At 70.1% G+C, this 26,234-nt stretch carries 18 protein-coding genes; 7 read left to right on the top strand and 11 right to left on the bottom strand.

The features are described 5' to 3' along the window. Positions 1–112: 112 nt before the first annotated feature. The 4 genes from G9272_RS41775 to G9272_RS41760 all read right to left on the bottom strand — a co-directional run bounded on the left by G9272_RS41775 (position 113) and on the right by G9272_RS41760 (position 5,398). Complete coding sequence (locus G9272_RS41775) at positions 113–2,047, bottom strand: glycoside hydrolase family 127 protein (protein WP_253268284.1); 1,935 nt, start codon at positions 2,045–2,047, stop codon at positions 113–115. A 159-nt stretch (positions 2,048–2,206) separates the two neighbouring features. Beyond that, entirely contained in the window at positions 2,207–3,028 is an 822-nt protein-coding gene (locus tag G9272_RS41770; RefSeq protein ID WP_171401403.1) for a carbohydrate ABC transporter permease, read from the bottom strand. A gap of 23 nt (positions 3,029–3,051) precedes the next feature. Then, positions 3,052–4,014 carry a carbohydrate ABC transporter permease gene (locus G9272_RS41765; RefSeq protein ID WP_171401402.1) on the bottom strand — a complete coding sequence of 321 codons (963 nt, stop codon included), beginning with the start codon at positions 4,012–4,014 and terminating at the stop codon, positions 3,052–3,054. Positions 4,015–4,081: 67 nt separating this feature from the next. Continuing rightward, positions 4,082–5,398 carry an ABC transporter substrate-binding protein gene (locus G9272_RS41760; protein WP_171401401.1) on the bottom strand — a complete coding sequence of 439 codons (1,317 nt, stop codon included), beginning with the start codon at positions 5,396–5,398 and terminating at the stop codon, positions 4,082–4,084. A 217-nt stretch (positions 5,399–5,615) separates the two neighbouring features. Between G9272_RS41760 and G9272_RS41755 the strand changes: the two genes are divergently transcribed. The 3 genes from G9272_RS41755 (at position 5,616) to G9272_RS41745 (ending at position 11,545) form a co-directional block, all read left to right on the top strand. Continuing rightward, entirely contained in the window at positions 5,616–6,644 is a 1,029-nt protein-coding gene (locus G9272_RS41755; RefSeq protein WP_171401400.1) for a LacI family DNA-binding transcriptional regulator, read from the top strand. 159 nt (positions 6,645–6,803) lie between these two features. Further along, positions 6,804–10,055, top strand: a complete 3,252-nt coding sequence (locus tag G9272_RS41750; RefSeq protein WP_171401399.1) for a discoidin domain-containing protein — start codon at positions 6,804–6,806, stop codon at positions 10,053–10,055. Next, the gene (locus G9272_RS41745) at positions 10,052–11,545 is read left to right on the top strand and encodes a family 43 glycosylhydrolase (RefSeq protein WP_171401398.1); all 1,494 of its coding nucleotides are present in this window, start codon (positions 10,052–10,054) and stop codon (positions 11,543–11,545) included. Before G9272_RS41750 ends, G9272_RS41745 begins: the two co-directional genes overlap by 4 nt. Here the strand turns inward: G9272_RS41745 and G9272_RS41740 are convergent. The 3 genes from G9272_RS41740 to G9272_RS41730 all read right to left on the bottom strand — a co-directional run bounded on the left by G9272_RS41740 (position 11,517) and on the right by G9272_RS41730 (position 14,876). Continuing rightward, positions 11,517–12,569, bottom strand: coding sequence for a PP2C family protein-serine/threonine phosphatase (locus G9272_RS41740; protein ID WP_171402403.1), 1,053 nt, complete (start codon positions 12,567–12,569; stop codon positions 11,517–11,519). The two genes, G9272_RS41745 and G9272_RS41740, sit on opposite strands and share 29 nt — an antisense overlap. Positions 12,570–12,797: 228 nt before the next feature. After that, the gene (locus G9272_RS41735) at positions 12,798–13,556 is read right to left on the bottom strand and encodes an IclR family transcriptional regulator (protein WP_171401397.1); all 759 of its coding nucleotides are present in this window, start codon (positions 13,554–13,556) and stop codon (positions 12,798–12,800) included. Between the two features lie 51 nt (positions 13,557–13,607). After that, positions 13,608–14,876, bottom strand: coding sequence for an ROK family transcriptional regulator (locus G9272_RS41730; RefSeq protein ID WP_171401396.1), 1,269 nt, complete (start codon positions 14,874–14,876; stop codon positions 13,608–13,610). Between the two features lie 213 nt (positions 14,877–15,089). On the opposite strand from G9272_RS41730, the gene mmsA reads away from it, so the two are divergent. The 3 genes from mmsA to G9272_RS41715 all read left to right on the top strand — a co-directional run bounded on the left by mmsA (position 15,090) and on the right by G9272_RS41715 (position 19,134). Beyond that, positions 15,090–16,640, top strand: a complete 1,551-nt coding sequence (gene mmsA / locus G9272_RS41725; protein ID WP_171401395.1) for a multiple monosaccharide ABC transporter ATP-binding protein — start codon at positions 15,090–15,092, stop codon at positions 16,638–16,640. Then, entirely contained in the window at positions 16,637–17,935 is a 1,299-nt protein-coding gene (mmsB, locus tag G9272_RS41720; RefSeq protein WP_171401394.1) for a multiple monosaccharide ABC transporter permease, read from the top strand. Before mmsA ends, mmsB begins: the two co-directional genes overlap by 4 nt. 89 nt (positions 17,936–18,024) lie before the next feature. Next, positions 18,025–19,134: a substrate-binding domain-containing protein gene (locus G9272_RS41715; protein ID WP_171401393.1), complete on the top strand. Its 1,110-nt coding sequence runs from the start codon at positions 18,025–18,027 to the stop codon at positions 19,132–19,134. A gap of 55 nt (positions 19,135–19,189) precedes the next feature. Here the strand turns inward: G9272_RS41715 and G9272_RS41710 are convergent, their stop codons facing one another. After that, positions 19,190–20,125 carry a LysR family transcriptional regulator gene (locus tag G9272_RS41710; protein ID WP_171401392.1) on the bottom strand — a complete coding sequence of 312 codons (936 nt, stop codon included), beginning with the start codon at positions 20,123–20,125 and terminating at the stop codon, positions 19,190–19,192. A 106-nt stretch (positions 20,126–20,231) separates the two neighbouring features. On the opposite strand from G9272_RS41710, the gene G9272_RS41705 reads away from it, so the two are divergent. Beyond that, positions 20,232–21,077, top strand: a complete 846-nt coding sequence (locus G9272_RS41705; RefSeq protein WP_171401391.1) for an oxidoreductase — start codon at positions 20,232–20,234, stop codon at positions 21,075–21,077. A 75-nt stretch (positions 21,078–21,152) separates the two neighbouring features. Here G9272_RS41705 and G9272_RS41700 read toward each other — a convergent pair whose 3' ends face one another. The 3 genes from G9272_RS41700 to G9272_RS41690 all read right to left on the bottom strand — a co-directional run bounded on the left by G9272_RS41700 (position 21,153) and on the right by G9272_RS41690 (position 26,115). Beyond that, positions 21,153–23,360, bottom strand: coding sequence for an RICIN domain-containing protein (locus tag G9272_RS41700; protein WP_171401390.1), 2,208 nt, complete (start codon positions 23,358–23,360; stop codon positions 21,153–21,155). 89 nt (positions 23,361–23,449) lie between these two features. Then, the gene (locus G9272_RS41695) at positions 23,450–24,853 is read right to left on the bottom strand and encodes a chitinase (protein ID WP_171401389.1); all 1,404 of its coding nucleotides are present in this window, start codon (positions 24,851–24,853) and stop codon (positions 23,450–23,452) included. Continuing rightward, positions 24,835–26,115 carry a glycoside hydrolase family 16 protein gene (locus G9272_RS41690; RefSeq protein WP_171401388.1) on the bottom strand — a complete coding sequence of 427 codons (1,281 nt, stop codon included), beginning with the start codon at positions 26,113–26,115 and terminating at the stop codon, positions 24,835–24,837. Before G9272_RS41690 ends, G9272_RS41695 begins: the two co-directional genes overlap by 19 nt. Between the last annotated feature and the right edge of the window lie 119 nt (positions 26,116–26,234).

Raw genomic sequence — 26,234 nt, 5'->3', positions numbered from 1 at the left:
TGGGCTCCGTTTGTGTGTGTGGGGGGGTGGGACGGACACGCGTGGGGGTGGAACGTATTGGACGGGCGTCGCGCGGCCGCATGTGCGCTGCCGGTCGCGCACCGGTGCACACCTACTCCCCGGGGCGCGCGGTCGGCGGTTCCGTCGTGGTCGGCAGCCATACGCGCATCGTCGAGGGACCTCGGCGCGCCCAGGAGTGGTACGGCACCAGGACGATGCCGGTGCGCTCGGCGGTGGGAGCGGGGGCCTGGCCGAGTGGCTGGTACGGCCAGGTGGCGGCGCGGGGCTCGTCTCGCGGGGCGACGAGTTCACCGGGCGCCAGGACCGTGTCGTCCGGCCCGTCCTGCGGCTCGGCGGACGGATCCACTCGTACCGCGTCGACCTCCTGTCCGTCCGGCAGGTCCACGGACTCGGCGCAGTACACCAGCGGGCCGCGCTGGACGGCGGCGGTGCCGCGCACCGCGTCGATGCGCGGGTCGGGCGCGATCCAGCGCGGGATCACGGGCAGTGCGAGCCGTACCTCGTCACCGGGCCGGAACAGCCGGGTGACCGTGGCCGTGCCGGGTGCCACGGCTCGGCGCGCGCCGTCCGGGTCGAGCAGCCAGGCGGGGGAACCCTCGGTCCACGCGGGGACGCGAAGCGACAGCGTCCAGGGGTGGTCCGGCGACCGGTCGATCCTTACGCTCACGCTCCCACCGGTGGGGTAGTCGGTACGGACGCGCAGCGCGACGCCGTGGCCGCCCGCGAGGGAGGTGGCGATCTCGGCGTCGGCGTACTGGTGCAGCTGGATGCCGTGGTCGTCCGCCGTCGCCAGGTAGCCGGGCAGCAGTGCCAGGGTCCGAGACACGTTGGTCGGGCAGCAGGACACCGCGAACCAGGGGGCGCGCAGGCTCGATTCGGCGCGTGGGCTGTCGGCGTCCGGAGCCGGTACGGTGCCGCGGCGGCGCCGGTGCAGGGTGTTGGCGTAGAAGAAGGCTCGGCCGTCCTCGGACGGGGAGGTCGCGACCACGTTGAACAGGGTCCGCTCCGCCAGGTCGGCGTAGCGCGGCTCCCCGGTGGCGAGCAGCAGGCGCCAGCTGAGCATCACGGAGGCCACCCCGGCGCAGGTCTCCGAGTAGGCGCGGTCCGGCGGCAGCACGAAGTCGTCGCCGAAGGACTCGTCCCGGTGGTGCGAGCCCATGCCGCCGGTCAGGTAGGTGCGCCGGGCGACCGCCGTCTCCCACTGCCGTACGACCGCGTCGAGCAGGGCGTCGTCCTCGGTCTCCACCGCCACGTCGACGGCGCCGGCCGCGAGGTAGAGGGCGCGGACGGCGTGGCCCCGCAGCGCCCTGGCCTGACGGACGGGCAGGTCGTCCTGGTAGTAGACGCGGCCGAACTCGGGGTCGGCGAGGGTGCCGTGCCCGCGGCGGTCGACGAAGAGCGCGGCCTGGTCGAGGTAGCGCTGCTCCCCCGTCGCCCTGGCCAGTTCGACCAGGGCGGTCTCGATCTCCGGGTGTCCGCAGACGCCCTCGATGCCGCCCGGGCCGAAGGTGGCGCACACGTGGTCGGCGGCCCGCCGGGCGATCTTCGCCAGTTCACCCTCGCCGCGGGCCCGGGTCTGGGCGACGCCCGCCTGGATCAGGTGCCCGTAGCAGTACAGCTCATGGCCCCATTCGAGGTCGCTGTAGCGGGGCTGCTGACCGGGGCGGCCGAAGGCGGTGTTGAGGTAGCCGTCCGGTTCCTGGGCGGGGGCGATGGCCTCGGTGAGTGCGGCGACCTGCGTGTCGAGCGAACCGCCGGGAGCCTGCCCGGCCTGCCAGGCCATGGCTTCCAGCAGCTTGTAGACGTCGGAGTCGGCGAACTCCCGGCCCCGCCGGTCCCGGTGGATCCGGCCCTCCACGGCGGCCCGGAAGTTGCCGATCCAGCCGACGCGTTCCATCCAGTCCCGGCAGTGGTCGAGTGTGGCGGTCGCGTTGGTCTGCCGGCGCCGGGCCCAGAAACCCCCGGTGATCCGGACCTCGTCGAGGCCGAGCGGCCGCAGCCGTCCCCGGGTCGGCGCCACCGGCACAAAGGATGACCGCGCCGTGTTCTCCCTCACCAGTTCATGCCTTCGGTTCGTCCCTTCGGTGGTCCGTCAGGTATGGCCGTGCAGGTGGTCCGTCAGGCCGTCCGTGCAGGTGCATGGGCTTGCGTGCAGGTGCGAGGGTTCCATGCGGGTGCGAGGGCTTCAGCCCTTGAGCGCGCCCGCCATGAAGCCCCGTACGTAGTGCCGCTGGAGCAGCAGGAAGAGGAGCAGGCAGGGCACGGCGAGCACCACCACCCCGGCTTCGGTGGCGCCGTAGTCCACGGCGCCCATGCTCTGCTGGCGCAGGTTCGCGACGGCCAGCGGCAGAGGTGCCTTCTCGCTGTCCGAGATGAGGATCAGCGGTGCGATGAAGTCGTTCCAGGCCGCGAGGAAGGCGAACAGCCCCACCGTGATCAGCCCCGGTCGCACCGCCGGAAGGAGTACCCGGCGCAGCGCGCCCGCGGTGCCGCATCCGTCGACCAGGGCCGACTCCTCCAGTTCGCGCGGCACCGCCTCGAAGGAGATACGCATCATGAAGGTGGCGAACGGCAGTTGGAACATGGCCAGCACCAGGCTCAGCCCGAGCAGCGAGTTCTGGAGGTGGAGCCTGCCGAGCAGCACGTAGAGCGGGATCAGGAGCGTGGCGTACGGGACCATGAGGATGGCCAGGGTCAGCAGGAACAGCAGGTTCTTGCCCGGGAAGTCGAAGCGGGCGAAGGCGTAGCCGCCGAGCAGGGAGACACCGAGGGTCAGCGCGACGGTGAGCGCGGCGACGACGGTGCTGTTGCCGAGGTACCGCCACAGGCCGGCGTCGTAGTCGAGCAGCGTGCGGTAGTTGCCGAGGCCGTAGCCGGTCTCCTGCGCGGTGCCGGGCTGTGCGCTGACCGAGGCCCAGGCGTTCCACAGCAACGGGAAGAGGAAGATGACGGCCAGTCCTCCGGCGACGACGTAGTAGGGCGTCCGGCCGAGGGCTCTGGTGAGCACCGAAGTCTCCTGTCTCGAGCGGGTCATGACTCGTCGGCGCGGCGAAGACCGCGGAATTGAAGGGCGTTGAGGAGGAGCAGCGCGGCCAGCACGACGATCGACAGGGCTGCCGCGGTGCCGAGGTTCAGCCGCTGGAACGCCTCGCGGTAGATCAACTGCACGACGGTGACGGTGCTGTTGTCGGGTCCGCCCTTGGTGAGGACGAAGAACTGGTCGAAGGCGAGCAGTGATCCGGTCACGCAGAGCAGCAGGGAGAGGGCGAGCGACGGACGCAGCAGCGGCAGCGTGATGGAGCGGAAGATCTGGCCGCGGCGCGCGCCGTCCATCCGGGCCGCCTCGTACACCTCGTGGGGGATGCGCTGGAGACCGACGAGCAGGATCAGCATGTAGAAACCGGCGAACTTCCAGACGACGAGGAACACCGTCGACAGGAGGGCGGAGGTCGGCGTGCCGAGGAAGGAGACCGGGTCGTCGACGAGGCCGAGCCGCTCCAGGACGCGGCTGAGCGGGCCGGTGGTGGGGCTGTAGAGGCCCCAGAAGAGCAGGGAGGCCGAGGCGAGTCCGAGGGCGCCGGGCAGGAAGTACACCGTACGGAAGAAGCCGGCGCCGGGGCGGGACTCCTGCACCAGCAGGGCGAGGAGAAGCGCCAGGCCGAGCAGGACGACCGTGACGATCCCTGTGTAGAGGAGGGTGAAGCGGACGGCGGGCCAGAACAGGGGGCTGTCGGTGACGTCGGTGTAGTTCTCCGGGGCGTTGCCGCCCTGGTCTCCGGCGAGCAGCGGCCAGTCGCTGAGCGACATCTGCCCGACGAGGAGGAGGGGCAGCAGGAAGAAGACGGCGACGAACACGGCCGTGGGGGCCGCGTAGCCGAGGCCCTGGATCGTGCGGGAGTGCCGGCGGGGCGCGGCGGTACGGGGTCGGCGGGCCGGGCGCCGCACCGCGGGCCGGTCCGCGGTGGTCGCTCGGTCGGGCGCCTTGACCTGCATGGCTCTCCTCTGCCGGGTGACGTGGGAGGGGTCGTGCCGGGGTCCGGTGCGTCCGGTGCCGTGCCGTTCAGTCGGCCAGTGAGGCGGTGACCGCCTTGTTGTCCTTCTCGACGGACGTTCCGTCGCCGAAGACGGCGTCGCGCATCAGGGACAGCCAGGGCCCGTTGGGGTCGTTGAAGGTCTGGCCGAACTTCAGGGCGTACGGGGTGCGGCCGTTCGTCACGAGCTGGTTGATGGTGACGAGGCGCGGGTCGGCGGCGGAGTACTTGTTGGCGGCGAGGTCGGTGCGGGCCACGACGTCCTTGTGTGCGGCGACCACGTCGACCTGGGCCTCGTCACCCAGTGACCAGGCGAGGAAGTTCCAGGCCTGGTCGGCCGACTTGCTGGTGGCGGAGATGCCGATGGCGTCACCGCCGACGAAGGTGGAGGTGCCGCCGTCGGGTCCGGGGATGGGGGCGACACCGAGGTCCAGGTTCTTGGGCATCAGGCCCAGCGTGGTCGACGGCATGGGCATGACGCCGACCTTTCCCTTCGGGAAGACGCCGGTCCAGGTGGTGCCGGTCTCGTCGCGTGCGCCGGGGGCCACGATGTCGTCCTGCACCCAGCCCCGGTAGGTGTCGTAGACCTTCTTCGCGGTGGCGGAGTCCAGGTTGGCCTCGGTGCCTTCCTTGTTCAGTACTTCCTCTCCCCCGGCCCAGACGGACGGCCACCAGGTGAAGACACCACAGCCACCGCAGTTGCCGCCGAAGAAGGTGCCGTCGACGCCGCCGCCCAGCGCGTCCACGGCCCGGGCCTGCTGGTCCCACTCGCTCAGCGTGGTGGGCGGCTTGGCGGGGTCGAGCTTCGCCTTGCGGTAGAGCTCCTTGTTGTAGAAGAGCACCGACAGGTCGAGGGTGTGCGGGACGACGTACTTCTTGCCCTCGTACGTGCCCGCCTTGATGTGCGACTGAGCCAGGTCGGCGGCGAAGGGCAGGGCGTCGACGCGCTCGGTGAGGTCGGCGAAGAGCCCGCTGGTGGTGTAGTTCGGCACGAACACCACGTCGGAGGCGAAGAGGTCGGGGAGGTCCCGGGAGCCGGCCGCCGCGCCGACCTTGGCCTGGTAGTCGTCGGTGGGGACGACGGTGAGCTTGATCTTGTTCTTGTGGGCCGCGTTGTACGCCTCGACCAGCGCCTCGCTCTGCGGGCGGGTGGCCGCGCGCGTCCACATGGTCAGCGTGGTGCCGTCGTCGACGCCCTTGGCGTCCGCCGCTCCGCCCCCTCCCCCGCCGTCCGAGCCGCCGTCCCCCGACCCGCAGGCCGTGATCAGGCTCGCTGCGGCGAGGAGCGCGACGGCGCCGGTGGTGAGCCGGCGGACGGGTCCACGTGGTCCGGTCGTGCTCCCCATGACGATCCCCCTTGGATGGGTTCTGCGACGGAAAGAAACCGAAAAGGCTTTCTGAAAGTTAGGACCCGGCTCACGGCCCGTCAATCCCCTTGCAGGGAACGGCTGTACGGGTCGCTGCACCGTGCGCTGCCGAAAGCTGTGAAAGCCTCCTGCGCGCACCCCGGCCGAAACATCTCGCGTACGGTTTACGCACGCGCCGCGAGACAGGAGAACCTCCATGACACCGGCCGTCGGCCCCTCTCGTTCGCAGCCCGCCACACTCAGCGATGTCGCCCGGCTGGCCGGAGTGTCCATCGCCACCGCGTCCAAGGCCCTCAACGGCCGCAGCCAGGTGCGCGCGGAGACGCGGCAGCGGGTGATCGAAGCGGCCGAGCGGCTGGCCTTCCGGCCGAACCAGCTGGCCCGCGGTCTGCTCGTCGGGCGGTCGGGCACGGTCGGTCTGCTCACCAGCGACCTGGAGGGCCGGTTCAGCATCCCGATCCTCATGGGTGCCGAGGACGCCTTCGGGGCGGGCGAGGTCGCGGTGTTCCTGTGCGACGCCCGCGGCGACGCGATCCGCGAGCAGCACCATGTCCGCGCGCTGCTGGGGCGCCGCGTCGACGGTCTCATCGTGGTGGGCAGCCGGACCGACCCCCGGCCGTCCCTGGGGCGTGAGCTGCCCGTGCCCGTCGTCTACGCCTACGCGCCGTCGGACGATCCGGCCGATCTGTCCATCGTGCCCGACAGCGTCGACGCCGGCCGGATCGCGGTGGAGCACCTGCTGGCCTGCGGCCGCACCCGGATCGCGCACATCACCGGCGACCCCGGGTACCTCGCGGCGCAGGAGCGGGCCGAGGGCGCCCGGGCCGCTCTCGCCGACGCCGGTCTCGCCCCGGTCGGCGAACCGCGGTTCGGGGCGTGGTCGGAGGGCTGGGGGCGGGCGGCCACCGCGCTGCTGCTCGACCGGCATCCGGATCTCGACGCCGTGCTGTGCGGCAGCGACCAGATCGCCCGTGGCGTCATGGACGTCCTGCGCGAGCGGGGCCACCGGGTGCCGGAGGACGTGGCGGTCATGGGCTTCGACAACTGGCAGGTCCTGACCGCCGCCTCGCGGCCGCCGCTGACCAGCGTCGACATGAACCTGGAGCAGGTCGGCCGCGCGGCGGCGCACGCCCTGTTCAGCGCGATCGGCGGGGTGCGGCGCTCGGGCGTGGAGACCGTGCGCTGCCGCGTGGTGATCAGGGGGTCGACGGCGCCGCTGTCCTGAATTGCCGGCCGGCGTTCCCGGTCCGCACGCCCGCAGCACCCTCTCTTGACACTTCATCAGGTCGCTCCTACGTTGCGAAAACCTTTTAGGTCCGTTTCCGTCACGCATGTCAGGCACATGCCATCGCCCGCTCGCCGTCACCCGGACAGGGAGCACCTCATGAAGCGCCTCCTCGTCGCACTCGTGCTCATCCTCTGTTCCGTCTGCTCCGTGACCCCGGCCGCCGCCGCGCAGACCATCGGGTTCCCGTCCTTCAGCGGACCCGCGATCCCGGCTCCGCCCGTCGCCTACACACCGGGCGACATGATGCGGAGCATCTACGACGCGGAAAGTTCGGGAACCGATTTCTGGATGGACCGTCTGCTGGCCCGTTCCGGCGACGACCCGGCCGGGCCCTGGCTGATGAGCCGTGGCCGGGCGGTCTTCATGAAGACCCACAACCCCGCGGTCCTCGGCTTCGGCGGTCATGTCGCCTACTGGGAGAGCGTCAACGACAACAACGCCTACACCGTCGCGATCAGCCCGGGCACCTTCACCGAACAGGTCGCCCAGCGCCGACAGGTGCCGAGCCACTGGAAGAGCGTGCACACCAACGGCTCGATCGCCGTCACCCAGACCAAGTTCATCACCGAGAACAACGTCGCCGTGACCAACCTGTCGATCAAGAACAACGGCACCGGCTCCACCACCCTCCAGTTACGGGCGACTTCGCCGATCGCCACCACGGGTACCGGCAGCGAGCTGACCGGGCAGGTGAACGCCTACAACAACCTCACCACCATCCGGCCGCGACTCACCGGCGACGGTTTCAGCGTGTCCAGCGGCGGCCTGAACCGGTCCGTGACCGTCGGGGCCGGGGCCACGGTGACCGCCAAGGTGGTGATGGGCTTCGTCACCGACGAGATCCCCGAGTCGCTCACCGAGTACAACGCCTACGCGGGCTACTCCGACACCGCCGCCTTCGCCACCCACGTAAAGGCGTACAACCTGTGGTGGGCGCAGAACGTGCCCTACATCGACGTGCCCGAGCCCGCGATCAAGAAGAACATCTACTACCGCTGGTGGCTGATGCGCTTCAACAACCTCGACGCCGACATCCCCGGCCAGACCTTCCAGTTCCCGACCTCGACCGAGGGCGTCCTGGGCTACAACAACGCGATCGCGCTGACCCAGCCCATGCACATCGACGACCTCAAGTACCTGCGCAACCCGGCCTACGCCTACGGGGACTGGCTCAGCGCCGGCCAGACCTCCAAGGGCGGCCGCTTCCTGGACAATCCCGGTGACCCGGAGAACTGGTCCAACAGCTACACCCAGTACATCGCCGAGGCGGCCTGGAAGAGCTACCAGATCCACGGCGGGCAGCCGGCGATCGCCGGCAACCTCGCGCGCTACGCGGAGGGAGACGTCAAAGGACAGCTCGCCTACTACGACCACGACAACAACAAGCTCATCGAGTACGACTGGGGCGCTCTGACGGGCAACGACGCCGACGCCGTCTCCTTCCACTGGAAGCCCGGCAACATGGACCGCGCCGAGTCCGCCTACCAGTACAGCGGCGCGCTCGCCGCCGCCCAGGCCTACGAGGCGGTCGGCAACACGGCCAAGGCCACCGAGATGCGCACCCTCGCGACACAGATCAAGGACGCCATCGTCAACGTCCTGTGGAACCCGAACCGGCAGCTGTTCGAGCACCGGCTCAAGTCGACCAACGAGTGGGTGCCCTGGAAGGAGATCAACAACTACTACCCCTTCGCGGTCGGAGCGGTCCCCGACACCGCGACGTACAAGCAGGCCCTGCGGCTGTACGACGACCCGGCCCAGTACCCCGTCTTCCCCTTCTACACGGCCAACCAGGTCGACAAGAAGGCGGCGGCCGACGCCGGGAACCCCGGCTCCAACAACTTCTCCACCATCAACTCGACCGTGCAGTTCCGGCTCTACTCCTCCGTGCTGCGCAACTACCCCAACTCCTGGATGAACGCGACGGATTACAAGAAGCTGCTCTACTGGAACACCTGGGCGCAGTACGTCGGCGGCAACACCCAGTGGCCTGACGCGAACGAGTTCTGGGCCGACTGGAACGGCACCGGGATCGACTACCGGTCCTGGATCCACCACAACATCCTGGGCAGCAGCAACTGGACGGTGATCGAGGACGTCGCCGGGCTGCGGCCCCGCAACGACGCGAAGGTCGAGCTGTCCCCGATCGACATCGGCTGGAGCCACTTCACCGTCAACAACCTCCGTTACCGGGGCGCCGACCTGACCGTCGTCTGGGACGACCCGGCCGACGGCGTGGTGCGCTACCCCGGCGTCCCGGAGGGCTACTCGATCTTCGTCAACGGCAGCCGGGCCGCGACCGTCGATTCGCTGGTGCCCTTCACCTGGGACCCGGCCACCGGAAACGTGACCACCAGCGGCACGGTCACCCACCACACGGCCGTCGCCGGGCTCCAGGCCCCGAACCAGGTCGTGCAGAACAGCCCCCGGATGGTCGACATGCTCGCCAAGGCGGGCGTCGACCTGACCGCCGACCTCACCAACCTCGCCACCGGGGCGACCGTGTCCGCCTCCGCCACCGGAACCGGCAGCAGCACCGCCGGCGCGGTCGACGGATACCCCACCAATGAGCCCTTCTGGGGCGCCGGCGGGTCCGCCAACAGCCAGGACTGGTACGAGCTGAACTTCGGCACGGCCCGCACGCTCGACGAGTTGCGCCTGTACTTCAAGGACAGCCGCCCGGCCAGTACGACCTACCGGGCGCCGTCCGCGTACACCGTCCAGTACTACGACGGCAGTTCATGGGTGAACGCGCCCGGCCAGACCAGGAGCCCGGCGGCGCCACGCGCCAACTACAACCTCGTGCGGTTCCCGGCGATCACCGCCCAACGCGTACGGATCCTGGCCACCAACGCCTCCGGAGCCAAGACGGGGCTCACCGAGGTCAAGGTGTACAACCGGGGCGGCGTCCAGCCACCGGCCAACCTGGCGACGTCCGCGACGCCGTCCGCGTCGTACACCTCCCCCTGGGAGGCGGTCACCGCCGTCAACGACGGCATCGACCCGCCGTCGTCCAACGACACGGTGAACCCGCGCTGGGGGACCTGGCCGGAGACCGGCCAGCAGTGGGCGGAACTGACCTGGCCGTCGGCGAAGACCCTGAACAGGGCCGAGGTGTACTTCTTCGACGACGACCAGGGCATCGACATGCCGGCCGCCTGGAAGCTCCAGTACTGGAACGGCAGCGCCTACGTCGACCTGCCCGGCGCCGGCGGCTACCCACTGGTCAAGAACCAGTACAACACCGTCGCCTTCACCGCCACGAGCACCACCCGACTACGGGTGCTGCTCACCGGCAACGGCACCAACTCCGTCGGCCTCCTCGAAGCAAAGGTGTACGGACCGTGACTCGTTCCAGATGCCTGGCCGCGCTCATCGCCCTGCTGACCCTGGCGGTCGCCTTCCTGGTGGCGCCGCCCGCCTCCGCCGCCGTCGCGTTCACCTCGACCGGGGTGAACCAGAACGGCGGCAACTGCCTCGACCTACCGGGCGGTTCGACGGCCAACGGGACACAACTGCGTGCCGTCGCCTGCGGCTCCGGCGCGAACCAGATCTTCGCCCACACCCTGGTCTCCGGGACGAGCGAGACGTACACGATCACCACCCGGTCCGGCCAGTGCGTCGACGTGTACGGGGCGTCCACGGCGGACAACGCGGCGGTCATCCAGTGGCCCTGCCACGGCGGGACGAACCAGCAGTGGCGGCTCGTCGCGGTGTCGGTCGGCGGCACCGACAAGACCTTCAACCTGGTCTCCGCGAGCTCGGGCAAGTGCGTCACGCCCAGCGGCGGGTCCTCGGCGTCCAACACCGACCTGGTGCAGCTGCCGTGCTCCGCCGCGAACGGCAGGGTGTGGCGGCTGCCCGGCTTCACCGGCGGCGGCACCAGCCCGCACACGTTCACCAACCCCCTGTCCCAGCACGGCCCCGACCCCTGGCTCACGTACTACGACGGGTACTACTACCTCGCCACGACCACCTGGAACTCCACGGTCACCATGCGCAGGGCGAGCACCCTGGCCGGGCTCGCCACCGCCACCGACCAGGTGATCTTCAACCTCACCCGGCCCAACGGGGCGGGCACGATGTGGGCGCCGGAGTTCCATCTGCTCGACGGTCCGAACGGCAAGCGGTGGTACTTCTACTACACGGCCGGCCGCGAGCCCTACGACCTGGGCACCCAGCGGATCCATGTGCTGGAGAGCGCGGGCCTCGACCCGATGGGGCCGTACAGCTTCAAGGCCGACCTGCTCGACCCGACCCAGGACAACACCTGGGAGCTGGACCCGGGGATCCTGCAACTCAACGGCCGGCTCTACCTGTTGGGCACCTTCTACAACGGCTCGCAGCCGATGTTCATCCGGCCGCTGTCGAACCCGTGGACCGCGAGCGGCACCCGTCGCGTACTGTCCACGCCGACCCTCGGCTGGGAGACGGTGGGCGGCGCGGTCAACGAGGGCGCCGAGGTGCTCCAGCGGGACGGCAGGACGTTCATCGTCTACTCCGCCAGCCACTGCTCGACGCCCGACTACAAGCTGGGGATGCTCACCTACAACGGCGGTGACCCGCTCAGCTCCTCCTCGTGGGTCAAGTCACCGAACCCGGTCTTCCAGCGATCCAACGCCAACGGTGTCTACGGTCCCGGGCACAACGGCTTCTTCAAGTCGCCCGACGGGACCGAGGACTGGATCGTCTACCACGCCAACAACTCCACGGGCGGCGGCTGCGACATGAACCGGACGACCAGGGCGCAGAAGTTCACCTGGAACACCGACGGCACGCCGAACTTCGGCACGCCGGTGGCCCTCGGCGTCACACTGACCGCTCCGTCGGGCGAGTAGCCGGCTCAGGGCTGGTCGGTTGGGGAACCGAGGGGGTGACGACGGCGGGCTTGCGGATCAGGAGCAGGGCCGCGTCGTCGTGCAGTCGTCCGCCGACGTGCGCCAGCAGTTCGTCGTGGATCGCGCCGACCGTGCGCGCCGGATCGTCGCAGAGGTGGCGCGCGAGGCCCTCGACGAGCGGGTAGAACTCCCGGTCGCGGTCCCGGGCCTCGATGACCCCGTCCGTGTAGAGCAGCAGCTGGTCCCCGTCGGCGAAGGGCAGCACCTGAAGGCTCGGGGTCTGGTCGGTGAGGGCGCGCAGCCCGAGGGGCGGGGCGGGCTGCGTGGGCTCCACCGCCACGACGCTCCGAGAGTCGCCGACCAGCAGCGGTGGCGCGTGTCCGCAGTTCACCATCTCCAGCTCACCGGATCGCGGGTATCCGGCGACCACTGCGGTGACGAAGTCGTCGGTACCCAGGTTGCGCGCGAGGCTCCGCTCGATCCTGTCGACGACGGCGAGGAGATCGGGTTCGTCGTAGGCGGCCTCCCGGAAGACACCGAGGACGAGTGCGGCGGTCCCCACGGCGGGCAGCCCCTTGCCTCGCACATCACCGACGATCAGCCGTACGCCGTACGGAGTGGGCACCAGCGCGTAGAGATCGCCTCCGATCCGGGCCTCCGCGGCCGCGGCGCTGTAACGGACGGCGACCTCGAACGGACCGACGGTCGCCGGGACCGGCCTGAGCAGCGCGTGCTGGGCGGCCTCCGCGACCGACCGGACGTCCGCGAGCACCCGCTCGCGGCGCCCGCGCAGCGCGCTGGCCAGGCCACTCGCCAGGGTGACGGCCACCAGGGCGGCCAGTACGGCGGCCACCTCGCGGCCGGGTGCACCGACCCGGGCGCCGAGCGTCGCGCCGACCACCGCTGCGAGCAGGCCGACGCAGAGGACACCGCGCGGGCCGTTGGTCGTGGCGGCCAGCGCGGGCCCTGCCGACAGCAGGGGCAGCCAGATCATTCCCGCGTCGCCGAAGAGGCCGACGAGCATGATGACCAGGAGGATCAGAACCGGCAGCAGAGGCCCTGCCACCCGGTGTCTGAACGATTTCAACAGCCGTGTCGGGCAGTGATCGCCGCCATGGTTGCGCGCATGACCCATGCTTCGTCCGCAATCCTCATCTGTGCGTGCGCCGGGGCACTTCGGAAATGTCCGTTTCGTCTAGGAAACGGCTTCGGCCCACTGCTTACAAGGATCAGATTTTCAGATAGTGAACGATCACATCGTGAGCGAAAGACCCCTGGTCACGCGGTTCGCGGTCGGGAGCAGCCGGGCCCGCACCTGATCGAGCCGGGACAGCCGGTCGACCGGCAGCGAGACGCCGAGCGAGCCGAGGGTGTCGCCGCTGTAGACGGGCACGGCGACACAGACCGTACCGAGGGCGTACTCCTCCAGGTCCGTGACGGCCGGGGCCACGGGCGAGGAGTCCAGTTGCCGGAGCAGTTCGGGGGCGCTGGTGATGGTCCTGGGCGTGAGATCGGCGAGGTGGTGGCGGGAGATGTAGTCCTTGCGGGCCTCCTCGTCCAGTTCCCGCAGGACCGACTTGCCGAGCGCCGTGGCGTGTCCCGCGTCCTCGAACCCGACCCACAGGTCCACGCGGGGCGCCCGGGGGCCGTCGACGATCTCGGCGACCCGGATCTCCCCCTCCTCGTAGAAGGTGAGGTAGGCGGCGGTGGCGAGCTCGTCCCGCAGTGCGGCGAGGGCGGGCCGGACCCGGCTGAGCAGTGCCTGCGCGCGGCCCGCGGTGTGCAGCGTCTGGAGCCGGTCCCCCAGGATGAACCCGCCGTCCGGGAGTTTCCGCAGGTAGCCGTCGTTCACGAGGGTCCGCAGCAGATGGTAGGCGGTGGCCAGGGGCAGCCCCGTCTCGCGCGCCAGCTGCTTCGCCGGCGCGCCGTTCTCGTGCGCGCTCGCCGCCTCCAGCAAGCGGAAGGCCCGCTGCACGGAGGTGATGAGCGTGGGGCCGTCCTGCGCACCCATAGGAACAGCCTGCGCCAGACACCCGGCCCAGGCAAGGCGCGCGGGGCCCGGCTAGCGCATCCCGCCGGGGGCCGCGGCCGTGCCCAGGAGGGCCGACAGCTGCGGGGAGTACGTGGCGTGCAGGACGAGTGCCGCGCTGCCCACCACCGCCGCGTCCGTGCCGAGCCAGGACGCCTCGACCTCGACGACCCGGACGTGGCGGGACAACGGCCGGGCGGCCAGCGCGGCGGCGACGACCTCGACGTACCGCGACTCGACGTGCTGGATGCCGTGGCCGCCGAGGACGATCAGGTCCACGTCGATGAAGTTCGCGATGTCGACCGCGACCGAGGCGACGTGCTCCGCGGTCTCGTCGATGACCGCCGCCGCGACCGGGTCGCCGGCCGCCGCGGCCACCCCGATGGCGGCGTGGTCGACCGCCTCGGGACGCTCGGCGAACACCCGCGCCAGCGCACTGTCCGGATGCGGTCCGGCGGCGAGCCTGCGGTGCACCTCGGCGACGATCGCCGTGGGGTTCACGAGCCGCTCCAGGCAGCCCCGGTTGCCGCAGTAGCACTCCGGTCCGTCGGGCAGCACCGAGGAGTGTCCGAACTCGCCCGCGTTGAGTGAACCGCCTCGGTACACCTGGTGGTTGAGGATGAGACCCCCGCCGACGCCGGTGCCGAAGAAGAAGTACGCGAAGTCCGCCACTCCCCTGCCCGCGCCCGACCAGCGCTCGCCGACCGCGGCGGCGGTGGCGTCGTTGTCCAGGGTCACCGGCAGGCCGGTCGCCTCGCTCAGCATGTGCTGCACCGGCACCCGCGTCCAGCGGGCCAGCTGGGGAGCGCCGACGATCGCGCCCGCCTCGAGGTCGATCGGCCCCGGGGTGGCGAGGCCGAGCCCGAGGACCTTGTCCCGGGCGACGCCCGTCTCGGCCAGCACATCGGCGACCAGTTCCGCCATGTCCTTGACTACCTGGGCCGGGTCGGTGCCGGGGTCCGTGGGGCGTTTCTTGACGACCAGCGGCCGGCCGAGCAGGTCGACCACGGTGCAGCTGAGTTCCACGGGATCGAAGTGGAGGCCGACCGCGTTGCCCGCCTCGGCGTTGATCCGCAGGGTGGTGCGGGGCTTCCCGCCGCTGGACACCCTGCTCGCGCCGTCCTCCCGCACGATTCCCTCGTCGAGCAGGCGCCGCACGATGCCCGAGACCGTCTGTGGGGTGAGGCCCGTGTGCTGGGCGATCTCGACCCGGCTGATGCCGTCGGCGAGCTGGATCTGGTCCAGGACGACGGCCCGGTTGTATCGCCCGACCTTGGGAAGGTTCGTTCCTGCCTGCCGCACGCACGGTCCTCTCTCGTTTCCCCCTACAACCTATCTCTCGCAGCCCATTGACTTAGTAAAACAAATGGATTTAGTGTCCGGTCCCGCAGACGAAATCTCGGACACGAAGGCACAGGGCAGTGCCATCGGAGGCAAGTTGATGTCCATGCAATGCCGCAGGCCCGAAGGCTCGGGTACGCATCGGCGCGTTCCCGGCGGTGGGGAGCACCGCTCATGACGCCCACCGCCCCGACCCTGCTGGAGATGCGGTCGATCACCAAGACCTTCCCCGGCGTCACCGCGCTCGCCGACGTCAGCCTCGTCGTGCGGGAAGGTGAGATCCACGCGATCTGCGGCGAGAACGGCGCCGGCAAGTCCACCCTCATGAAGGTGCTCAGCGGGGTACACCCGCACGGCAGCTACACCGGCGACATCGTCTACCGCGGCGAGCAGGTCCGGTTCCACGACATCCGGGCCAGCGAGCAGGCCGGCATCGCGATCATCCATCAGGAACTGGCCCTGGTGCCCGGTATGTCGATCACCGAGAACCTCTTCCTCGGGAACGAACCGCGCCGCCGCGGCGCGATCGACTGGAAGACGGCCCAGCGCCGCGCCCTGGAGCTGATGGAACAGGTGGGGCTCCGGGAGGACCCCGACACCCTGATCAAGGACATCGGCGTCGGCAAGCAGCAACTCGTCGAGATCGCCAAGGCGTTCGCGAAGGACGTGAAGCTGCTGATCCTCGACGAGCCGACCGCGGCCCTCAACGAGCACGACTCGCAGCACCTGCTGGACCTGCTGCGCGGCTTCCGCCAGCGGGGCATCACCTCGATCATCATCTCGCACAAGCTGAACGAGATCGAGGCGGTCGCCGACACCATCACGATCCTGCGCGACGGCCGCACCATCGAGAGCCTCGACGTGCGGGCCGACGGCGTCAACGAGGACCGCATCGTGCGGGGCATGGTCGGCCGCGAGCTCGACAGCCGCTTCCCGGACCGCACGCCCGACATCGGCGAGATCTTCTTCGAGGTCCGCGACTGGACGGTACGGCACCCCAGTTCGGACGAGCGGATGGTGTGCAAGGGCTCGACGTTCCACGTCCGCCGCGGGGAGATCGTCGGCTTCGCGGGACTCATGGGCGCGGGCCGTACCGAACTCGCGATGAGTCTCTTCGGCCGGTCCTACGGCACCTGGCTGTCGGGGCGGGTCTTCAAGGACGGCGAGGAGGTCCGGCTGAAGACCGTGTCGGACGCCATCCGGCACGGGCTGGCCTACGTCAGCGAGGACCGCAAGTCGATCGGCCTCAACCTGCTGGACGACATCAAGACCTCGATGGTGGCCGCCAAGCTGTCGAAGATCGCCCGGCGGCGCGTCATCGACCCGGTGCGTGAGCACCGGATCGCCGAGGAGTACCGCCAGAGCCTGCGGATCAAGACCCCCAGCGTCGACGAGGGTGTCGTCAAGCTCTCCGGCGGCAACCAGCAGAAGGTCGTCCTGGCGAAGTGGATGTTCACCGACCCTGACCTGCTGATCCTCGACGAGCCGACCCGCGGCATCGACGTGGGCGCCAAGTTCGAGATCTACGGGATCATCCAGCGGCTCGTCGCCCAGGGCAAGGGGGTCGTCGTCATCTCCTCCGAGCTGCCCGAGCTGATCGGCCTGTGCGACCGCATCTACACGGTGTTCGAGGGCACCATCACCGGCGATGTGGCGCGTGGCGACGCCGATCCGGAACTCCTGATGAAGCAGATGACCGCTACCAAGAAGAGCCCCACTCCATGAGCCGTATATCCGACCTTCAGAAGAACCTCTTCGGAGGCACGACCTCCAACGCCCGCCAGTTCGGCATGATCTCCACCCTGGTGGCGATCGTCCTGCTGTTCCAGATCTGGACCGACGGCCTGACGCTCACGTCCGGCAACCTCATCGCGGTCGTCAGCCAGTACTCCTACATCCTGATCCTGGCCATCGGGATGCTGATGGTGATCGTCGCCGGGCACATCGACCTGTCGGTCGGCTCCGTCGCCGCGTTCACCGGCATCGTCGTCGCCAAGGCGATGCAGGAGTACGACCTGCCGTGGCCCCTCGGCATCGCGCTCGGCCTGCTCGTCGGCGCCGCGATCGGCGCCTGGCAGGGCTTCTGGGTCGCCTACATCGGCGTGCCGGCCTTCATCGTGACCCTCGCCGGGATGCTGCTGTTCCGCGGCGGCAACCAGTACATCGGCAACGCCGACACGGTTCCGGTGCCCGAGGGCTTCCGCAAGATCGGCGCGGGCTTCCTGCCCGAGGTCGGGCCGGACACCGGGTACAACAACCTGACGCTGCTGCTCGGTGTGGCCGCCTGCGCGGGCGTGCTGTGGCGCGAGTGGACGGCGCGCCGGACCCGCCGCGAGATGAAGGCCGACCTGGCACCGCTGTGGGTCACGGGCATCCGTCTGGCCGTCATGTTCGGCGTGATCGTCTTCGCGACGCTCCGCTTCGCCGGCGGCCGGATCGGCACCAGCCTGCCGATCTCCGGGATCATCCTGATCGTTCTGGTCCTCGCGTACTCGCACTACACCCGCAACACCATCGGCGGCCGGCACATCTACGCCGTCGGCGGCAACGCGCGAGCGGCCGAACTGTCCGGCGTGAAGCTCAAGCGGGTCAACTTCCTCGTCATGATGAACATGTCGGTGCTGGCCGCGCTGGCCGGCATGATCTTCGTCGCCCGGTCCTCGGCCTCCGGACCGCAGGACGGCCTGAGCTGGGAACTGGACGCCATCGCGGCCGTGTTCATCGGCGGCGCGGCGGTCTCCGGCGGCCTGGGCACCGTCAGCGGCTCGATCGTCGGCGGTCTGGTCATGGCACTGCTCAACAACGGCCTCCAACTGGAGGGCGTCGGATCCGACATGGTCCAGATCATCAAGGGGCTGGTCCTCCTGCTCGCCGTCGCCTTCGACGTCTACAACAAGAGCCAGGGACGCTTCTCGATCATCGGCGCGCTGACCCGCCCGTTCCGGCGGGACGACCCGGCGGCACCGGCTCCACCGGCGGCCCCGAACTCCGACGCCGACAAGGCCAGGATCGCGGGCTGACCGCAGAGCCCGCGCCTCCTCCCCCGCCGCGCTCGACGGCACACCGCACTCCCGCAACCAGCACACCGTACGAAGGGGCCAACTCCACCATGCGCACACTCGTCATCAGAAGCATCGCCGCCGTCGGCGCCGCCGCCCTGCTCACCCTGGGCACGGCCTGCTCCAACGAACGCGAGGGCTCCACCGGCAGCGACAGCTCCGACGGCAAGGGCTTCGCCAAGGACTCCCTGATCGGCGTCGCCCTGCCCGCCAAGACCTCGGAGAACTGGGTGCTCGCCGGTGACCTGTTCACCGACGGCCTGAAGGACTCCGGCTTCAAGGCCGACGTCCAGTACGCGGGCGCATCGACCACGGTCGCCGACCAGCAGGCGCAGATCTCCTCGATGGTCACCAAGGGCGCGAAGGTCATCGTCATCGGCGCGACCGACGCCTCGCAGCTCGCGACCCAGGTGAAGCAGGCCAAGGACGAGGGCGCCACCGTCATCGCCTACGACCGGCTCATCACCAACACCCCCGACGTCGACTACTACATCGCCTTCGACAACTTCAAGGTCGGCCAGCTCCAGGGCCAGGCCCTGATCGACGGCATGAAGGCGAAGAAGCCGAAGGGTCCCTGGACGATCGAGCTGTTCTCCGGCTCGCCGGACGACAACAACTCCAAGGTCTTCTTCGACGGCGCGATGGAGGTGCTCAAGCCCCTGATCGACAAGGGCGACATCGTTGTCGGCTCGGGGCAGACCGACATCAAGCAGACCGCGACCCAGGGCTGGAAGGCCGAGAACGCCCAGCAGCGCATGGACTCGCTGCTGACCTCGGCCTACGGCGGCAAGAAGACCCTCGACGGCGTGCTGTCCCCCAACGACACCCTCGCCCGCGCGATCCTCACCTCGGTCAAGGGCGCCGGCAAGGCGGTCCCGGTCGTCACCGGCCAGGACTCCGAGGTCGAGTCGGTGAAGTCGATCATGGCCGGTGAACAGTACTCGACCATCAACAAGGACACCCGCAAGCTCGTGGCGGAGACCGTCAACATGGTCAAGGCGCTCCAGAAGGGCGACAAGCCGACCATCAACGACACCAAGTCGTACGACAACGGCAAGAAGGTCGTCCCGTCCTTCCTCCTGCCGCCGGTCATCGTGACGAAGGAGAACGCGGCCGAGGCCTACGCCAACGACCCCAAGCTGGCAGCGCTCACCAAGTAGCACCGACCACCGTCTTCGCCCGCCCCGAAAGGCTCTCCGGGGCGGGCGAGGACGGTCATGCTCCAGGCACCGGGTCGCAACAGGTGGTGGCTCCGACCTCGCTCGCGGCGGCCAGGTAGGCGAGCACCAGGGGCCGTCTGTCGTCCTGGGCGGCGGCCACCGCCAGCCGGGACGGGGAGATGCCCCGGACCGGTACGGCGATCACCTTGTCCCGGACGACCAGTGGGGCGTTGCCGGTGGCCAGCAGCGCGATCCCCTGTCCGCCGGACACCGCCTCGTGGGTCTCCTCGGCGCTGGCCACCACCCCGCCGATCCGTGGCGGCCGGCCGTCCCGGGCGTCGAGGGCGAGCCAGTAGTCGCGCAACGGGCCGGCCTCCGCGGGCAGGGCGAGGAAGGGCTCCTCCAGCAGGTCGGCGAAGTCCACCTGTCCCTCGGGATCGGACGCGGCCCGCGCCGCCAAGGGGTGTCCCTCCGGCAGCGCGACCAGGCGAGGCTCGCGGGCCACCACCGCGTACCGGTAACGGTCTTCGTCCGGCAGCGGCAGCCAGACGAAGGCGACGTCGCTGGATCCGTCCGCCAACCCGGCACTGGGATCGGCCCAGTTGACCTGACGCAGGACCGGCTGCGCCTGCGGACAGCGGGAGACGAGGCGGGTCCGCAGGGCGGGCAGCAGCCCGCGGCCCGGGCTGGTGGACATGCCGATCACCAGAGTGCGCCGCTCGGCGGTCTTCGCACCCTGCACCGCCGCCTCCGCGGCCTGCCAGGCGGCCAGCACCTCGTGGGCGTGCGGTAACAGGGCCTCCCCCACGGCGGTCAACCGCACCGTCCGCCGGTCCCGTTCGAACAGGACCACGCCGAGTTGCTTCTCCAGCATCCGTATCTGCTTGCTCAGCGCGGGCTGGGAGACGAACAGCCGCTCGGCGGCGCGGGTGAAGCTCAACTCCTCGGCGACCGCGGTGAAGTAGCGCAGATCGCGTCCATGGATGTCCATGACTCATGGCTATCACAACGGGTCTTGGACGCCGCCCTGATGTCCGTCGAAGGATGGGAGCTGTCGGGCGGGGAGCCCGGAACGGCAGTCGACGAGGGAGACGAAGATGGGCGAGAACGCCAAGGTCTGGCTGGTCACCGGCGCGAGCAGCGGTTTCGGGCGGGCCATCGCGCAGGCCGCGGTCGCCGCCGGCGACACGGTGATCGGCACGGCCCGCTGGATCGAGGCGCTGGACGACCTGGTCGCCGCGTACCCGGACCGCGCGGAGGCGATCAGCATGGACGTCACCGACGGCGAGCGCGTCGACGCGGTGGCCGCCGACGTCCTGGCCCGTTACGGGAGGGTGGACGTGGTGGTGAACAACGCCGGCCGCACCCAGGTCGGGGCGTTCGAGGAGACCACCGACCAGGAGCTGCGCGACCTGTTCGAGCTGCATGTGTTCGGCCCGGCGCGGCTGACCCGGGCGCTGCTGCCGCAGATGAGGGAGCGGGGCAGTGGATCGATCGTGAACATCAGCAGCTTCGGCGGTCAGCTGTCCTTCGCCGGGTTCTCCGCGTACAGCGCGACCAAGGCGGCGCTGGAGCAGCTGTCGGAGGGCCTGGCCGACGAGGTGTCGCCGTTCGGGATCAAGGTGCTGATCGTGGAGCCCGGCGCGTTCCGTACCAACCTGTTCGGCAAGGGTGCGGCGTACTTCTCCGAGGAGAACCCGGCGTACGCGGAGAAGGTCGGCGCGACCCGGCAGTTGGTGCAGGGCAGCGACGGCGAGCAGCCCGGCGACCCGGCGAAGGCCGCGGCGGCGATCCGGCTGGCACTGGACGCCGAGAACACCCCGCTCCGCCTCGCTCTCGGTGGCGACGCGGTCGACTACCTGACCCGGCACCTGGACTCCGTACGGGCCGAACTCAGCGAGTGGGAGAAGGTCTCCCGGGGGACGGACTTCGACACGGAGTGACAGCGTGACCGGCGGGCCCGGCGGCGTCACCGCCTGCCGGGCCCGCCGCACCTGACGGCTCGTGGGTGGTTCACCTCATGGGTAGTTCACCAGGTTGGCCACGTTGGTGGTGGAGTTGGACGGTCCGCCCCGGTCGTTCATGACGTGCCGGATGGTTCCGGTGCCGCCGAGCGAGACCGTCACCATGTTCTGGAAGCGCACGTTCGGGTTGGCCGGCACCTCGAAGGCGTGCTCGGCGGTGACACCCGGGTTGACGTTGAAGTAGCAGTAGCTGCCGAGCCCGTAGGCCTGGTGGCTGGTGACCGAGTTCGCGACCTTGTAGGCGGCGTAGCCCTGGGTCGAGCCGTTCATCCAGGCGGCCTGGTTGGGCGGGTCGTAGGGCATCTCGTTCTGGTAGAAGTACGTCCGGCCGCCGTTGCCGTTCCAGAGGGTCTGGTGCTTCTGGTAGTGCTCGACGAACAGGCCGTACATGGTGGCGTCGTCGCCGTTGACGACGAGTCCGGTGTCCGCGGTGTTGGTGGTCCAGCCCACCCCGGTGCCGTGGTCGGCGCGCCAGATCCACATGTGATCGCCGATGACGTCGTCGCTGTTGACGACGAGGCTGGTGGTCGCCTTGCCCACGGCGGCCCCGCCGACCCGGAAGTAGACGTCGTGGAGGGAGGTGGGGTTCGCCGCGTGGTCGGCGGCGGCGCCGGCCGGGCCGATCTCCATGAGTGTCTGCGAGTTGGTGGTACCGGCGTCGAAGAGCACGCCGGCGACCTTCACTCCGTCGACGTCGGCGACGGTCATGGCGGTGACGCCGTTGTCCGGGACGAACGTGGCGAGGCCCAGACCGAGTACGACGGTGTCGGGGCGGGTCACCCGCAGGGTCTGATCGAGGTGGTACACGCCCGGGGTGACCAGCAGGTTCTTGCCCTCGGCGAGAGCGGCGTTGATCTGTGCGGCGGTCGCGCCCGGCTTGACGACGAAGAACTGGTCGATGCCGAGCGAGCTGCCCGCGGCGGTCCCGTTCGCCCAGCTGGTGGCCGAGGAGTTGGTCCGCACGGAGGGGACGAACACCTTGTAGGCGCCGGCGGCGTCCACGTACAGGAAGGGCTTCTCCCGCACGGTGGGGGTCTGGGTGACCGTGGTGTAGGGCGGGTTGGGGAAGCTGTTGCCGGGCACACCCTGGCTGCCGACGAAGACCATGTTCCAGTTGGAGCCGGTCCAGCTGCCGAGTTGGGAGTTCCGGGTCAGCCACTGCTGCTGGGTGCCGGACCGCACCTGGCCGTCGATCTTGCTGTCGGCCATGAACCCGCCGCTGGACCAGCCGCCGTCGCTCAGCTCCAGATTGCCGCGGACATGCATGCGGCGGTAGCCGGACGCCTGGGAGACCGCCCACCGGTCGGTGCCGCCGGTCGGGTTGACCGAGAGGTTCTCGGCGCCGCGCCAGAAGTTCTGGGTGGCGTTCTGCGGCGGGAACCAGTCGGCCTCCACATGCACGGCGCCGTTGATCGTGACCGAGTCGGGTGACTGGCCGAGGCCCAGTACCTGAGTGTAGAAGCCGACGTTGACGTCGTTGCTGTACGTGCCGGGCTTGAACATGACCGCGTAGCGCTGGGAGCCGAACTGGTTCGTCTCCTGTTGCTGGAAGATCGAGTTCAGCCGGCTCTGGATCGTGGACGACGGCATCGACGGGTCGAAGACGACGACGTTGGGGCCGAGGTCGACGTCCCCGGGGGCGGTGCTCACCGGCGCGACCTGGAACCGCTGGGCGGCCGTGCCGTTACAGGTGTACTGCACCAGCTGGACACTGTCGGCCGTCGAGGCGGACGGGACGTCGAGGCACTTGCCGCTGTTGCGGTTGACGAAGTGGTACGCGCCACCGCCCTCGTCGACGGCCTGCCACTGCTGGTTGGCGCCGCCGCCGTACGTCCACAGGTGCACGGCCGCGTTGTCGGCGGTGGACACGTCGCTCACGTCCACGACCTGCTGGGCGTCGTTGCGGTTGCCGATCCGCACGAAGCCGTCGCCGGTCGCGGTGAAACTCCACTGCTGGGCGGTGCTGTTGTTGCACGCGTACTGCTGCACGGCGGTGCCGTTCGCGGTCGCGGCGGACCGGGCGTCCAGGCACTTGCCGCTGCCGGAGTTCACCACCGTGGACCAGCCGGTGGGCAGGGCGGTGGCCGCGTCGGTCGCGGCCCGGGAGGGCTGGACGCCGGTGAAGAGCGAGACGGCCGTGGCCGCGGCCACGGAAGCCGCGATCCAGGGGCCGGCGAGGGATGGTCGAGGGATGCGGAGCACGTCTTCTCCTGTGCCGCCGGGACGGCGTGAGTGGGGATCGCGGAAGGGTCGGGGAAGGCAGGAACGGGTCGGCGGGGTGCGCGGGCGGGTCAGCCGGCGTACTGCGCGAAGACCCGGGTGAAGTCCCAGGGCTGCTGGGAGACGCCCGAGCAGGTGTCGGCGCCGCCGCCGGTGCAGGGCCGGTCACGGTTGACCGACCAGAAGGTCAGCCGGGCCAGATGACGCTGCTGGGCGTACGCCAGGATGGTGCGGAAGTCGGCGACGGTCACCGTCTCGCCGTTGTCGGTGATGCCGTTCATCGAGGAGATGCCGGTGTGCCGGTAGGCCTGGTCGTCCGAGTAGCCGTACGCGTTCTTCACCGCGGTCTTGAGTCCCTCGGCCGCCCGGACGGTGAGCTGGCCCATGTTCTGGCCCGCGCCGCCGAAGTTGAACGGCATGATCGTCCAGCTGTCCACGGTGAGTCCGGAGGCGGCGGCCCTGCCGATCAGACTGCTGTCGGGGCCGTTCTGTCCGGTGCCGAAGGTGATGTACACCTTGATGCCGGGGTTGTTGGCCCTGATGGTCTTCAACGCGTCGACCGTGCGCTGCTGCACGGTCGGGCTGTCGTACGCCGCCGCCTCGATGTCGATGTCGATCGCCTTGAGCCCGTAGGCGTTGATGACCTTCTGGTACGCGGCTGCCAGTTCGCCCGCGCTGCCGCAGGAGCTCTCCAGCTTGTTGCCGCTCCAGCCGCCGAAGGACGGGATCACGTCACCACCGGCTCCCCGGACGGTGCTGACGGTCTGCTGGTCGACTCCCCCGGTCAGCGGGCGGCTGCCGTCCCACTGCGGGTTGCAGTAGCCGTTGCTGAGGACGAAGGCGAGCGTGAACCACTTGACGCCGGTCGCGTTCATCACGGTGGTGGGGCTGGGCGGGCTGCCCCAGCCGTTGTAGAGGTACGGCGCGACGGCCATGGCTCCCGGTCCGGGCGCCGGCTCTCCCCCGCCGCCGGGCGCCGTCCACTTCTGGTTGGCGGATCCGGTGCAGGTCCAGATCTGGAGCCGGGTGCCGTTGGCGGAGCTGTTGCCGGTGGCGTCCAGGCACTTGTTCGCCTGCGGGTTGACGATGTCCCGGGCGGCGGTGACGGTCCACTGCTGGGCCGCGCTGCCGTTGCAGTCCCACAGCTGGGTCCGGGTTCCGTCGGCGGTGCCGCCCGAGGTCACGTCCAGGCACTTGCCGAGTGCGCGGATCGTGCCGTCGGCGCCCACCGTCCACTGCTGGGCCGCGCTGCCGTTGCAGTCGTAGAGCTGGACGGCCGTGCCGTTGGCCGTGGCGGCACCCGCGATGTCGACGCACTTGCCGCCGATGCCCGTGATCTGCCCGGTGGCCGCCGCGGCACCACTCGCCGGCGTGCCGTTCAGGCCGGTGAGCAGGGCGGCCACGGCCGCCGCGCCCAGCGCGCCGCGTACCGCGCGGCTGTGCGGGAACCTCCTGGTCATCGGGTCACCGTCCATTTCTGCTGAGAGGCGCCGGTACAGGTCCAGATCTGAAGCCGGGTGCCGTTGGCGGAGCTTCCGCCCGTGGCGTCCAGGCACTTGTTCGCCTGCGGGTTGACGATGTCCCGGGCTGCGGGGACGGCCCACTGCTGGGCCGCGGAGCCGTTGCAGTCCCACAGCTGGACGGGGGTGCCGTCCGCCGTGCCGCCCGAGGCGACGTCCAGGCACTTGCCGAGCGCGCGGATCGTGCCGTCGGCGCCCACGGACCACTGCTGGGCGGCGGTGCCGTTGCAGTCGTACAGCTGCACGGCCGTGCCGTTGGCGCTGTTGGCCCCGGCCACGTCCACACACTTGCCGGCGAGGCCGGTGATGGGGCCGCTGCCGCCCGGCTGGGCGGTGTCGGTGCTCACGCGGACGTAGTCGACCAGGAGCTGCTGGGGGAAGACCGTGCTGCCGTCGGGGTCTCCGGGCCAGTAGCCGCCGACCGCGAGATTGAGTATCAGGAAGAAGGGCTTGTCGAAGACCCACTGCCGGCCGCCGAGGTCGGCCGGGGTGCGCCGCTGGTAGACGGCGCCGTCGACGGACCAGGTGATCGCGTTCGGGCTCCAGTCGACGGCGAAGGTGTGGAAGGCGTCGGCGAAGGCCTGTCCGCCGGGCAGGGTGTACCCGGCCCCGATGCCTGCGGAGCCGGAGTATCCCGGGCCGTGCAGGGTGCCGTGGACGGTGCCCGGCTCGAAGCCCACGTTCTCCATGACGTCGATCTCGCCCGAGGCGGGCCAGCCGACCTGACCGATGTCGTTGCCCAGCATCCAGAACGCGGGCCACATGCCCTGCCCGCGCGGGACCTTCATCCGGGCTTCGACGCGGCCGTACGTCGTGGTGAACCGGCCGGCCGTGTTCAGCCGGGCGGAGGTGTACTCGCACCGGCCGTACCAGCACTGGTAGTTGCCCGGGTTCTCCCGGCGTGCGGTGATCACCAGATGGCCCTGGCCGTCCAGAGCGGCGTTGCGGTTGCCCGCGGTGTAGTACTGCCGCTCGTGGTTGTTGACGTTGTCTCCGGTCTCGGTCTGCCATCGGGCGCCGTCCACGGCGGAACCGGCGGGCCCGTCGAACTCCTCGGAGAACGTGACGGCGGCCGCCCGGGGTGCCGCGACGGCGCGTGCGGAGGGTTCCGCCGCGGATGGAGACACGCCGAGCGCCGGTCCGGTGGACAGCGACGCGAAGGCGAGGAGCGAGGCCAGCGACAACAGCAGGCGCCGGGGCAGGCGCGGAGAGGCCATGACTCTCCCTTCCTGGCACATGACGGACTGTCAAGACATGGTCATGACATCCGTGGCGCGGCCGGGCGGCTCGCCGCTGACCGCGCCGAATGGGTGGGGGGTGTGAACCGGCCCTGGCG

The organism is Streptomyces asoensis (assembly GCF_013085465.1).
GTDB lineage: Bacteria > Actinomycetota > Actinomycetes > Streptomycetales > Streptomycetaceae > Streptomyces > Streptomyces cacaoi_A.
This window is presented reverse-complemented; position numbering and strand designations above follow the sequence as displayed.